This window comes from Rhizobium sp. AP16, assembly GCF_000281735.1.
In the GTDB taxonomy this organism is placed as follows: Bacteria; Pseudomonadota; Alphaproteobacteria; order Rhizobiales; family Rhizobiaceae; genus Rhizobium; species Rhizobium rhizogenes.
Genome location: NZ_AJVM01000006.1, coordinates 62,005 through 74,465, shown reverse-complemented (window position 1 = coordinate 74,465; position 12,461 = coordinate 62,005). Strand labels below are relative to the sequence as shown.

Below are 12,461 nucleotides of genomic sequence, written 5' to 3'. Positions count from 1 at the left end.
TCCCATGAGCACGCCAGCGTCACCGAAAAGATTGGGTTTCTTCAGCCGTGTCCTCGACCAGGTGGATGTGGCGACCCGCTATAGGCTTGTCAGCGAGCAGATCATTCATGCCGAAGCGCAGGGCTTCGACAGCGCCTGGGTGGCGCAGCACCATTTCAATGGCGAGGAGGGCGGTTTGCCGTCTCCTCTGGTTTTTCTGGCGGGACTGGCCTCGCGAACGTCGCGCATCCGTCTTGGAACGGGCGTCATCACCTTGCCGATGGAAGACGCGGTGCGTGTCGCCGAGGATACCGCCGTGCTCGATATTCTACTCGATGGACGGCTGGAGGTCGGTGTCGGCACCGGCGGTACGCCGCAAGCCTTCCTGCCATTCGGTCTTGAGAGCGCCGATCGCGGGCTGGTCTACGGCAAGCATCTGGCATTGCTTCGCGAAGCATGGGCCGGTCACGAACTTGCCGGTGGCAATCGCCTTTATCCCACGGCACCACATCTGCGCGACCGGGTCTGGCAGGCGACATTCTCCGTCGGTGGGGGCGAGCGCGCCGGCCTTGCGGGTGACGGGCTGATGCTGTCGCGCACGCAACCGCGACCACCGGAGGCGCCGGGTGCCGAACTCTGGGATCTGCAAAACCCGATCATCGACGCCTACCTCGCCGTCCTGCCGGACGGGCGTGCCCCGCGCATTCTCGGCTCCCGCAGCCTCTTCGTGGCCGACAGCCTGAAAGAGGCCCTGCATTTCGCCGAGATCGGCTTGAGGCGCAGCGTCGAGCGCTTTACCGCGAGCGGCTTCACGATCCGGGGCGAGACCACGGTTGACCTGCTCAAGGTCTTCGATGTCCATGTCGGCACGCCGGAGGATGTCATCGCGTCGCTTCAGGCCGATACTGCGCTTGCGCGGGTAACCGACCTCGTCTTCCAGGTGCATTCGGTCGATCCGCCGCACGGGCATATTCTCCGGTCCCTGGAGCTCATCGCCGCCCATGTGGCCCCCGCTCTTGGCTGGACGCCGCAGACGCGGGCCTTAAGCGAACGCCGTTTCGCGACCAAAGCCTGAAAACCGACATTTGAAGAGAAGGCTACGACCATGACTTCGCCGACCACTGACGTCATCGATCTTCTGGTGGGAATTACCGCCGGATCCCCGCTGGATCGCCTCCGTGCCGAAAGGCCGGAAACCCGCCTCAACGCGCAGAAGAGCTATCAGGCACTGTTTGAACCGGCCCATCAAGGCGATGTTACGCAAGACGAGCGGCTTGCTATTGCCGTCTTCGTTACGGGCCTGCACGCGGCGGCCGATATCAGCGGCTTCTATGCCTCCGGCCTGACGGATAAGGCGCTAGCCACAGCCGTTGGAGCCGAGGTGGAAAAAGGCCGCACCCACGGGCCATATGGTCGCTATCCGGCCGGCCCGCTTTCCAGCGAGGATCGCGCCGGTCTTGTCTATGAGGTGTCCGGCGATAGTCGCAATGCTCTTGGACCGAAACTCGCCGCGGCGCTGGAACACAGCCATCTTCTCGTTTTCCGCCCGCGTGAGTCCAATGCCGGAGCCTTGCAGAAACTGCTGGATGCGGGCTGGACGACGACGGGTGTCGTCACGCTATCGCAGATCGTCGCCTTTCTGGCGTTCCAAATCAGGGTTGTCACCGGACTAAAGGCTTTGGCGACCGCCACCGCGCAGTCCCTGTCAGCTTAGCCGAACAGAAGGTAAATCCGTTATGACAGACACCGTCATTCATCCCGAGATCGAAAACCGTCCGAATGTCTTTACCCAGGCCGAAATCGGCTGGACGCCCTGGCTGGAGCCGCTTGTCGAAGGCGATCTGACCGAGCGCCATTGGGCGGGGCTTGTCGATGCATCTCGTTCAAAATCGCCCTATTTCATGCTGCTCGCGCGGGATCCCGAGATCCTGCAGGCGCGCACGAAAACGGACAAGGATATTTTCTACAATGTCGCGGCAGGCCTGCCGCGCGCCGACCGCGAGCTCGCCGCGACGGCGGCCTCGCGCACCAATGGCTGCATCTTCTGCGCCTCCGTGCATTCCCGCTTTGCTTCCCATCATTCGAAGCGAACGGAGGACGTCCAGCGCCTGCTGGATGAGGGAACGGAAACCGATCTCGGCAGCCGGTGGAATGCGCTTGTCTCGGCCTCGTCGACCTTGAGCGAAACGCCTGCGGAGTTCGGCACGGCGGACATTGGCAAGCTGCGTGACGAAGGCTTGAGCGATCTCGAAATCGCCGATCTCATCCACGCGTCGGCCTTCTTCAATTGGGCAAACCGGCTAATGTTGTCGCTTGGAGAGCCGACGCCCGCAAAGTAACGGCTCGCCAGGTTTGCCTATCTCAAACGTCGGGTGTGATAGGTACCTGCCAAAGGGCTGTGGCTCTTCGAAGAAGCATGGCTTTCCATCGTCAGTAGAAATTCTGCCTTTCAATTATGACGCGCGAACGGGATCATCTCCATGCGGGGTGGGGCCCCGTTCGCGGCTTTGGCCGCTCTGACTTTTTCGGAGCAGAAGGCATGACCATCAATCGTCGTCAGTTCAATCAACTCTTGCTGCTCAGTGGCGCAAGTCTGGCATTTACCGGCATTCCGGATATCGGCGAGGCGGCTGGGGAGCCGCCTGTCAGGGGCGGTACGCTCAATTGGGCATACTATCCCGACCCGACATCGCTGATCGCCATCAACACGTCGTCCGGCACCGGCCAGGCGATCGGGCCGAAGATCAACGAGGGTCTGTTCGATTTCGACTATGATCTCAATCCAATACCTCTATTGGCGACCGCATGGTCGGTGAGCGAGGATGGCCTGCGTTACACCTTCAAGCTTCGCCAGGGGGTGAAGTGGCATGACGGGCAGGATTTCACCTCCGAGGACGTCAACTTCACGGTTTTCCGCTTGCGGGAGGCACATCCGCGCGGGCGTATCACCTATCAGAACGTGACGGCCGTCGAGACGCCCGATCCTCATACGGCGATCATCGTTCTCTCGAAACCGGCGCCTTACCTGATTTCCGCACTGAGCAGCTCGGAATCGCCTATCGTTCCAAAGCATGTCTATGAAAAATTCAAGCCCGAACAGCAGCCGAACCTCGCGCAGACGATCGGCACGGGGCCGTTCATCCTGAAGGAATGGGTGCCCGGCAGCTATTTGATCTTCGACCGCAATCCCGATTATTGGGATGCGCCGAAGCCCTATCTCGACCGTGTCGTGCTGCGCGTCATCCTCGATCCTGCGGCCCGTGCTGCGGCACTCGAAACCGGCGAGATCGACATCGGCGCCAATCCGGTGCCGCTCTCGGATATCGAGCGGTTGAAGACGAATCCGAACCTCGTGGTGGACACGACCACCTATGCCTATTCCGGTCCGCAACAGCAGTTGTTCTTCAACTATGAGAACGAAATCCTGAACAAGCGCGAGGTAAGGCTGGCGATCGCGCATGCCATCGATCTGCAGAAGCTCGTCGATATCGCCCTTTACGGATATGGGCAGGTGTCGCCGAGCCCGATCAGCACGGCGCTGCCCAAATGGTATGATCCAAGCATCAAGGCCCGCGAGCCGGATCCAAAGCTTGCGGAAAAGCTGCTGGACGAGGCGGGCTATCCGCGTGGCGCTGCGGGCAAACGCTTCAAGCTGCGCCTCGCCTATAATTCCTTCCTGACGCCGGCCTATGCCGATTTCATCAAGCAATCGCTGGCCGTGATCGGCATCGACGCCGAAATCCTGAAGCTCGACCTCGCGACGTTCCTGAAGACGGTCTATACCGACCGTGCCTGGGATATCGTCATCGAATCCCTCTCCAACACCTTCGATCCGTCATTGGGCGTCCAGCGCGCCTATTGGTCGAAGAACTTCAAGATCGGCCTCGTCTTTTCCAATGCGAGCCACTATTCCAATCCAGAGGTGGATCGCCTGCTCGAAGCGGCGGCAACCGAACCGGACGAAGGCAAGCGCCGGGCACTCTGGTATCAGTTTCAGCATATCGTTCACGAGGATGTCGTCTCCGTCGATCTGGTTGCGGCCGGCGCGCAGATCGTCGCCAACAAGAAAGTGCGAAACTTTGCGCCGGGCGCCCAGGGCATCAACAACAGCTTCGGGCAGATATGGCTCAGTCCAACTGCATGAAGCATCACTGATCCAGATGTTCGGGCCGCGGGGATTCCAATCCCGCGGCCCGAAGCGTCAGATCTGGCCGATCTTGTACTGAGCCGGTGGGGGCGTGCCGTTGACCGCGAAGTCTCCGACGATGCGGTCGCGATAAATGCGTGGGTTGTGGGAGGAGATTGTTCTTGCATTGCGCCAATAGCGGTCGAGGCCAAGACCACGCTTGGTTGCCGAAGCGCCGAGAGCATCGAAGAGAAGCGTGGTGGCCTCGAGGATCAGGCTGGTGACGGCGTGGACCGATTGGTTGACCTCGATCTCGGCAATGGCGTTGGAGCGCTCGCTGATCGCTGGATCTACATCGGCGCGCAGTTCGTATGCCCGCTGGAGCGCTTCGGCCGCCTTCAGGACGATCGTGCCCGCCGAATAGGCCGCGCCTCGCACCCGGCCGACGACTTGCAGGATCTGCGGGTCTTCGCTGACGCTTGCGGCATTGCCGTGGCTATAGATGCGCTTGCGCTCGCTGACCAGCCGGGCAACATCGGTGGCGGCGGCGCGGCCGATGCCGGCGAGCGTGGCAAGATGCACAAGCTGGAAGAAGGCGGAGGAATATTTGAACCGGCCGCCGGGAGGCGTCACCAGTTCAGCCTTGATGACCACATCGGAAAACAGCGCGGTGCCGCTTGCGGTCAGCGATTGCCCGAAGCCATCCCAATCATCGACGACGTCGACACCTTGCGCTTGGCGCGGCACCAGCGCGCCGATCGGCTCGCCGTTCTCGTCGTTGCCGCCGAGATTGATCCAGTCGGCGAATAGTGAGCCGGTGGTGTAGTATTTCGCGCCGTTTAACAGCCAGTGATCGCCGTTGCGGGTCAGCCTGGTCGAAAATGAACCGACTTTCGCCTCTCCGACTTCGGAGAAGCCGCTGCCGATCAGTTCCCGAGCGGCTATCCGCCTGAGCCATTCGGAACGCCAGGCGACGACAGACGAATTCATAACATCTTCGGTGAAACCGAAATGCGAGCGAAGGGCATTCGTCACATTCGAGTCGGCCGCCGACAGTTCGATCAGGAGGTTGAAAAGCTCCGGCAGCGTCGCAGCAGAGCCGCCATCTTCTGTGGAGAGCCGCAGCGTGGTGAAACCGCTCTCCTTCAGCCAGCTGATCTGCTCATGCGGAAGTTCGCGCACGAGGTCGCGTTCTATGGCCGAGGAGCGAATGCGAGCAAAGACGGGTCGGAACCGCTCCGCCAGTTCATCGTAGCGTAGCGTTGGGCCTGCACCCCACGCCAAATCGATCTGCGTCATCGGTATTCACCCACCTGTTGATATGGTCGTTGTATCAAAATGCCCGATCTCGATGATGTCGACATCGGTATGGGCGAGCTCATTCAGCGAAAGCGCTGAAACCAGCCCTTTCAACGCGGTTGCGCATGAAATCGACAATGCCTTCGGATCGTGCGCGGATCGGCGGCAGGTTGGCGCCGTGGCGAAAAGACCAGTCGAGCGTGTGATCGAAATAACTCTGGCAGACGTCTCGATCCGGTGAATCGATGATGGATTTCAGCATCACGCCGTCCTTGCGGAAGGTTTCTTCGAGATAGCCGAGTTGGGCTGCGAGGCCGACGGGTGTCGGGACGGGGCAGCGTGTGTACCAGATTTCGGAAATGGCATTGCTTGTCATGGTCGTCCCTTTCAGTTGCGCAGGCCCGCTTGCTTCATCAGCGGCAGGACATCGCTGCCAAAGAAGTCGAGGTCGTCGCGGAAATCGAAGAAGCTGAGTTGAAGGCCGTCGACACCGGCCGCCTTCAACTTGAGGAATTGATCGACCACCTGCTCCGGCGAGCCGATGACGCGGATATTGCCGCCGACGGAGCGGTAGGGATCCTGTGCGTCACGGCCTTTCCAGGCGTGGGCGTCGGAATTCAGCGATTGGAAACCCTGTGGTGAACGTTGGTCGGCATGTGCAACGATCTTGTCGGCCAGCGCCCAGGCTTCCTTCTCGGTCGGCCTACAGATGACCATAGGGTTGAGGAGGGTGCGGATGCTGCGCCCAACGCTGATTGCCGTATCCTTGACCCGCTTGGTATGAGCGGGCAGGGATTGCAATGCGCTGTCGATGTCGGCGCCGGTCGGGCTGGTGATGAAGACGATGTCCGAATAGCGGCCTGCAAAGGCGATCCCGGCATCGGAGCCGGTCGCGTTCACCAGGATCGGCCGGCCGTAATTCGGCTTCGGCGTCACGAAGCCGCCGCCGAGCTTCCAGCTGCTTTCTCCCTCGTAGGAGAAATTCTCGGTATCGCTCCAGAGCCGCTGCAGGACTTCGAGAAATTCAGCCGCGAGGTCATAGCGCTTGTCGTGCTCGATCCGCGGCCATCCGAACATCTCATGCTCGACGGCGCGATGACCGGTGACGACGTTGATACCCCAGCGCCCGCCGGTGATGTGGTCGAGCGTCGCACCGAACTTGGCGAGATGCAGAGGATGCCAGGGGCCGTAGAGCACATGCATGGTGGAGATCAGCATGATCTTCTTCGTGAGGCCTGCGAGCGCCGCGATCGAAACGAAGCTGTCGAGCGCTTGCCCATCGAACACACCGCCATACCCGCCCTTCGGCAGCCATTGCGATAGGGCAAAGACAAGATCAAAGCCCAGCTCTTCCGCCCGCAGCGTCAGCGCCTTGTTGTAGTCGAAGCGCCAATCGGTCGAGCGTTCCAGCGTCGATTGCGTCCAGCCACCTGCCTGGATCGGTAGGAAGAGCCCGAGCAATACGGGCTGCTTGAGTGCCTGCGACAGCGGGCTTTCGGGAAAATCGGTCGGCGCGGCAAATTTCGGTAGCCCGACGAAGGAGCCCGGTTGATGTTGGATGGACATGGCGTCTTCCTGTTTTCTCGCGTTTCAGTGTCGGTCAGGCCGTCGCGACATAGGCATAGGCCAGGCTGCCGGCGATGCCTTCGCCATCGGCAGTGGAAGCGGGCAGCCGTGCTGCCATAGTCGCGCCAAGGGTTGCCGTAGCCAGGAGGACGCTGCGGCGGGTGGGGGGAGGGAGTGGGGTCATAAGCGTCAAGCCTTCACATTGCGGGCTTGTGACCCTCGGGCCAGCCCCTGCTGATTTCACTTTCTGCGGAAGTTTCTTGCGATAGAGCTTTTTACCTCGACAGATATGCGCGTTGATATTTCATGCTAGTAAATACGTATATTTTGGATTTATGATGCGATGAGATCGCGGTTTCAGGATAATCGAAAGAATTATTTGCTAAAGTAAATTTGACAAAATCCACAGATTTAGTCAACTATTATTGCAATGCCGCGAAGTGGTGGCGATAGCAGTTGCGAGGTGAAGCGCGGTGTCAGCCTATAGACGTATCGCACGAACAATCCGGCGGACGGTGATCCAGGCCGTGCCCACGATGCTCGGGATTGTCATTCTCAATTTCTTCCTGCTGAAGCTTGCGCCGGGCGACGCCGCCGATGTCATGGCAGCGGAAGCAGGCTCGGCGACGGTCGAATCCATGGCGGCTCTGCGGTCGCGCTTCGGCCTCGACAATCCTATCCTCGTGCAACTCGTGGACTACCTCAACAACCTCGCCCATTTCAGCCTCGGCTTCTCGCCGCGCTATGGCATGCCGGTCGCTGACCTGATCGGGCAGCGCCTGCCCGGCACGTTGATGCTGATGCTGGCGGCGCTGGCGATTGCGATCACCGTCGGCTTGATCCTGGGATCGCTGATGGCGACCTTCGCGGGGCGGATTCCGGACCGGCTGATATCGATCGTGTCGCTGCTGTTCTATTCCATTCCCGGATTTTGGATCGGCCTGATGCTGATCCTGTTTTTCTCCGTCAAGCTCGGCTGGCTGCCAAGCGGCGGCGACAGCACCATCGGCTCGCGGCTGACTGGCCTGCCGGCGCTGCTTGATCGTGCCCGCTACATGATCCTGCCGGCGACATCGCTCTCGCTGTTCTATCTGGCGATCTACGCGCGGCTGACGCGTGCCTCCATGCTTGAAGTCAAGTCGCAGGATTTCGTCCGCACGGCTCGTGCCAAGGGCGTTTCGCCATTTTTCGTGACGACGCGGCATGTGCTGCGCAATGCGCTGATCCCGATCACGACCATGGCCGGCATGCATTTCGGCGGCATGCTCGGCGGCGCCGTCGTGGTGGAGACGGTCTATAGCTGGCCGGGCCTTGGGCGCCTTGCCTTCGAGGCCGTCATGGCGCGCGACTTCAGCGTGCTGCTCGGGATCCTGCTTCTCTCCTCGTTCCTCGTGATCGTCGCAAATGCGGCCGTCGATCTTCTGCAAGCCTGGCTCGACCCCAGGATAGGAGCAAGCCGATGAATACGCACAAGCTCAGACCCTATACCGGAGAGCCGATCGATCTCGTCGCAGCGAGGACTGAGCCCGAACCTGTCGTCGAGCCGCGTCCAGTGGCGCGCTGGGCTCATATCCATGCGCCCGATGCGCGTATAGCCTCGGTTGGCAAGCAGCGATGGCGTGGGGCACGGCGAGAGGTGAAGGTCTTCCTCGCCAATCCCAATGCGTTGTTCGGCCTGGCTTTCCTGGCAGCCGTGGCGCTTGCAGCGCTATTCGCCCCGGTCTTCTATCCCGGCGACCCGATGGAGATGGTCTCACGCCCCTTCCTTTGGCCGGGCCAGAATGGCGCCTATCCACTCGGCACCGATTCCATGGGCCGCGATGTGCTTGCCGGCATTCTGCACGGCGCGCGCGTATCGCTGCTGGTTGGCATAGCGGCGACCTTGCTCGGACTTAGCGCCGGCATCACGATCGGCGCGCTTGCCGGCTATTTCGGCGGGCTGGTCGACGATCTGCTCGTCAAACTCATTGAGATCTTCCAGACGATACCAAGCTTCGTTCTCCTCGTGGTACTCGTGGCGATCGCGCAGCCGACGACGACGACCGTGACGGTCGCGATCGCTCTCGTCAGTTGGCCGACGGTTGCGCGCCTGACACGGGCCGAATTCCGTGCCATCCGCGAAAAGGACTATGTGCTTGCCGCTCGCAGTCTCGGTTTCGGGCATGGGCGCATCATCTTCCGCGAAATCCTGCCGAACGCGCTGCCGCCGCTGATCGTTACCTCCTCGGTGATGGTCGCAAGCGCGATCCTGATGGAATCGGCGCTGTCCTTCATGGGGCTCGGCGATCCGAACCAGGTCTCCTGGGGCTCGATGATCGGTTCGGGCCGCGATGTCATCCGCACCGCCTGGTATCTGACCGCATTGCCCGGCCTTGCTATCGTCTTCACGGTTCTTGCGCTCAACCTGATCGGCGATGGATTGAACGACGCTCTCAATCCTCGTTTTGCGGAGGAACGCTAAGATGCCGGCGCTTCTCGATGTTCGCGATTTCTCCGTCCGCTTTGCCGCCGCAGAGCCGGTAAAAGGCGTCAGCTTTTCCGTGACGCCTGGCGAGATGTTGGCGATCGTCGGTGAATCCGGCTCGGGCAAGTCTTTGACGGCGCTCGGGCTGATGGGGCTGCTGCCGCGCCAGGCGAAAGCCGGTGGCCAGATCCTTTTTGATGGTCAGGACCTCCTGACGCTGCCGGAAAAGGAACTGCGCCGTATTCGCGGCCGGGACATCGCCATGATCTTCCAGGAACCGATGACATCGCTCAATCCGGTGCTGACGATCGGCGACCAGATTGTCGAAATCCTGCGCATCCATGAAAATCTGAGCCGCAAGCAGGCGCGGGCGCGCGCCATCGAGCTGCTCGATCTCGTCAGCATTCCCGATGCAGCCCGTCGCGTCAACGACTATCCGCATCAGCTTTCCGGCGGCATGCGCCAGCGCGTGATGATCGCTATCGCCGTTGCCTGCGATCCGAAGCTGCTGATTGCCGACGAGGCGACGACGGCGCTCGACGTGACCATTCAGGCGCAGGTGCTGCAATTGCTCGACGATCTGCGCAGCAAATTGAATATGGCGGTCATCCTCATTACGCATGACCTCGGTATCGTCGCCCAGTGGGCTGACCGCGTCGTCGTCATGTATGCGGGCCGCAAGGTCGAGGAAGGCTTGTCGGATGTGGTCTTCGAGACGCCCTACCATCCCTATACGCAGGGCTTGCTTGCCGCCTCGCCGAGGCTGAATGCCAATTACCATTATCGCGACGGGCGGCTGTCCGAAATTCCGGGTTCGGTCGTCTCCGCGGCGGGCGAAACGGGCTGTTCGTTCCGGCCGCGCTGTCCGGTGGCGCGAGCTTCATGCTCTTCCTCCGTCCCGCCGCTGCTCCATCTTCCGGCCGGTCGGCAGGTTGCCTGTCCCTTTGGTTCCTCGTCGACGGAGGCCGCACATGCCGTTGCTATCGGTCGATAGGCTTTCGACCCATTATTCAGCCAACGCCGGCACGGTTCGGGCAGTCGACGACGTCTCGCTGGAGATCGGCGAGGGCGAAACGGTGGCGCTCGTCGGTGAATCCGGCTGCGGCAAGTCGACGCTCGGCAAGTCGCTGATGCGGCTCGTCAATCCGTCGGCCGGCCGCGTCACCTTCAAGGGACGTGATGTCTCGGCCATGTCCGCGAAAGAGTTGCGATCCATCCGCCGTAACATCCAGATGATCTTCCAGGATCCGTTCGCTTCGCTCAACCCGCGCCAGACGATCCGCGCGATCCTGACGGCGCCGCTTGCCGTCCACGGGATCGGCGATCGCAAGCGCCGCGATCAGATCGCTGCGTCCATGGTCGAGCATGTCGGCCTGCCACCGGATGCGCTGGATCGCTATCCGCATGAATTTTCCGGCGGCCAGCGCCAGCGTATCGGTATCGCCCGAGCCTTGATCCTGCAGCCGGAGCTGGTGATCTGCGACGAGCCGGTATCGGCGCTTGATCTTTCGATCCAGGCGCAGATCCTCAATCTCCTCGTCGAGATGAAGACAGAGCTGTCGCTTTCCTACCTCTTCATCTCGCACGACCTTTCCGTCGTCCGGTATTTCGCCGACAGGGTTCTCGTCATGTATCTCGGCCGCATCGTCGAGAGCGCATCGACCAGCGCGCTTTGGACCGGCGCCAAGCATCCCTACACGCAGGCGCTGCTTGCTGCCGTGCCCGATCCTTCCCGGCGCAGGCAGGCGGCTCCGATCACCGGCGACCTGCCGAGCCCGCACAATCCGCCGTCGGGCTGTCGCTTCCATACGCGCTGTCCGCTGGCGACCGACCTCTGTCGGGCCGAGGACCCCGCCTTACGTCAATTCCACGGCGACCATGCCGTCGCCTGTCATCACGCTCAATAGAATGGAGAATGAAATGGTTGACTATCGCTATCTGGGGCGCAGCGCCCTCAAGGTATCGCCGCTGAGCCTCGGCACGATGATGTTTGGCGGCCCGACACCGGACGATGTCGCGTTCCGGATCATCGACAAAGCGCGCGAGCAGGGGATCAACTTCATCGACACGGCCGACGTCTATCATGACGGCAAGTCCGAGGAAGTGGTTGGCCGCGGTATCAAGAACCACCGCGATCATTGGGTTCTCGCTACCAAGTTTGTCAATTCGCACAAGAAGGGTCCGAACCTCGGCGGCCATTCCCGCAAATGGGTGATCGAGACGGTCGAGAATTCGCTTCGCCGGCTCAAGACCGATTATATCGATATCCTCTATTTCCACCGAGCGGTCTTCGATGCGCCGCTCGAGGAGCCGGTGCGCGCCATTGCCGATCTCATCCGCGCCGGCAAGCTGCGCTATTTCGGGGTTTCGAACTTCCGTGCCTGGCGTATCGCAGAGGTCGCGCAACTGGCGGAGCAACTTGGTATCGACCGCCCGGTCGCCAGCCAGCCGCTCTACAATATCGTCAACCGCACAGCCGAAGCCGAGCAACTGCCGGCCGCCCATCACTACGGTCTCGGGGTCGTCTCCTATTCGCCGCTCGCGCGTGGCGTGTTGACCGGCAAATACGAGCCGGGTCAGGCGCCTGGGAGCGATACGCGCGCCGGCCGTGGTGACAAGCGCATCCTGGAAACCGAATGGCGTCCGGAATCGATCGCCATCGCCAAGGAGATCGCGGCGCACGCGACCCGCAAGGGCATCGCCCCGACTGAATTCGCGCTCGCCTGGGTGCTGAACAACAAGCTCATCTCCGCTGCCATCACCGGTCCGCGCACGGAAGAGCATTGGGATAGCTACATTCGTGCCCTCGACGTGAAGCTTGATGCCGAGGATGAGGCGCTGGTTGATCGTCTGGTGACCACGGGCCATCCGTCGACGCCCGGCTTCAACGATCCGAGCCACCCCCTCGAAGGCCGGGTGCCGCGCAGCAATCTATCGGCGTCCGAGAATGTCGTGCCGCTCGCACGCGCCGTCGCCTGACGATCTCCCTCAGGGCTCGCCGGTCGCGAGCCCTGATATTCATCATTC

At 61.4% G+C, this 12,461-nt stretch carries 12 protein-coding genes and 1 pseudogene; 9 read left to right on the top strand and 4 right to left on the bottom strand.

Annotated features, from left to right (window positions below):
* Positions 1-4: 4 nt before the first annotated feature.
* The 4 genes from PMI03_RS04950 (at position 5) to PMI03_RS04935 (ending at position 4,123) form a co-directional block, all read left to right on the top strand.
* Positions 5-1,054, top strand: a complete 1,050-nt coding sequence (locus PMI03_RS04950) for a putative FMN-dependent luciferase-like monooxygenase (RefSeq protein ID WP_007690483.1) — start codon at positions 5-7, stop codon at positions 1,052-1,054.
* A gap of 30 nt (positions 1,055-1,084) precedes the next feature.
* Entirely contained in the window at positions 1,085-1,693 is a 609-nt protein-coding gene (locus tag PMI03_RS04945) for a CMD domain protein (RefSeq protein ID WP_007690481.1), read from the top strand.
* Positions 1,694-1,715: 22 nt separating this feature from the next.
* Positions 1,716-2,318 carry an alkylhydroperoxidase domain protein gene (locus PMI03_RS04940; RefSeq protein WP_007690479.1) on the top strand — a complete coding sequence of 201 codons (603 nt, stop codon included), beginning with the start codon at positions 1,716-1,718 and terminating at the stop codon, positions 2,316-2,318.
* Between the two features lie 200 nt (positions 2,319-2,518).
* Positions 2,519-4,123: an ABC transporter substrate-binding protein gene (locus PMI03_RS04935; protein ID WP_007690477.1), complete on the top strand. Its 1,605-nt coding sequence runs from the start codon at positions 2,519-2,521 to the stop codon at positions 4,121-4,123.
* A 57-nt stretch (positions 4,124-4,180) separates the two neighbouring features.
* Here the strand turns inward: PMI03_RS04935 and PMI03_RS04930 are convergent, their stop codons facing one another.
* The 4 genes and pseudogenes from PMI03_RS04930 to PMI03_RS31475 form a co-directional block, all read right to left on the bottom strand.
* Positions 4,181-5,404 (bottom strand): monooxygenase, encoded by a 1,224-nt coding sequence (locus PMI03_RS04930; RefSeq protein ID WP_007690475.1) that lies wholly within the window; start codon positions 5,402-5,404, stop codon positions 4,181-4,183.
* Between the two features lie 45 nt (positions 5,405-5,449).
* Positions 5,450-5,780, bottom strand: a pseudogene (locus PMI03_RS04925) (ABC transporter substrate-binding protein); the annotation flags it as partial.
* Between the two features lie 11 nt (positions 5,781-5,791).
* Positions 5,792-6,970: an LLM class flavin-dependent oxidoreductase gene (locus PMI03_RS04920; RefSeq protein ID WP_007690473.1), complete on the bottom strand. Its 1,179-nt coding sequence runs from the start codon at positions 6,968-6,970 to the stop codon at positions 5,792-5,794.
* A 34-nt stretch (positions 6,971-7,004) separates the two neighbouring features.
* Positions 7,005-7,154, bottom strand: coding sequence for a hypothetical protein (locus PMI03_RS31475; RefSeq protein WP_007690472.1), 150 nt, complete (start codon positions 7,152-7,154; stop codon positions 7,005-7,007).
* 289 nt (positions 7,155-7,443) lie between these two features.
* On the opposite strand from PMI03_RS31475, the gene PMI03_RS04915 reads away from it, so the two are divergent.
* Genes PMI03_RS04915 through PMI03_RS04895 form a run of 5 tightly spaced genes read left to right on the top strand, consistent with a single transcriptional unit; the run spans position 7,444 to position 12,413 of the window.
* Positions 7,444-8,433, top strand: a complete 990-nt coding sequence (locus PMI03_RS04915) for an ABC transporter permease (protein ID WP_007690471.1) — start codon at positions 7,444-7,446, stop codon at positions 8,431-8,433.
* Positions 8,430-9,431, top strand: coding sequence for an ABC transporter permease (locus PMI03_RS04910; RefSeq protein WP_007690470.1), 1,002 nt, complete (start codon positions 8,430-8,432; stop codon positions 9,429-9,431). The genes PMI03_RS04915 and PMI03_RS04910 overlap by 4 nt, the downstream gene beginning before the upstream one ends.
* Before the next feature lies 1 nt (position 9,432).
* Positions 9,433-10,428, top strand: coding sequence for an ABC transporter ATP-binding protein (locus PMI03_RS04905; RefSeq protein WP_007690469.1), 996 nt, complete (start codon positions 9,433-9,435; stop codon positions 10,426-10,428).
* Positions 10,406-11,341 carry an ABC transporter ATP-binding protein gene (locus tag PMI03_RS04900; RefSeq protein ID WP_007690468.1) on the top strand — a complete coding sequence of 312 codons (936 nt, stop codon included), beginning with the start codon at positions 10,406-10,408 and terminating at the stop codon, positions 11,339-11,341. The genes PMI03_RS04905 and PMI03_RS04900 overlap by 23 nt, the downstream gene beginning before the upstream one ends.
* Before the next feature lie 13 nt (positions 11,342-11,354).
* Positions 11,355-12,413: an aldo/keto reductase gene (locus tag PMI03_RS04895; RefSeq protein WP_007690467.1), complete on the top strand. Its 1,059-nt coding sequence runs from the start codon at positions 11,355-11,357 to the stop codon at positions 12,411-12,413.
* Positions 12,414-12,461 lie beyond the last annotated feature (48 nt).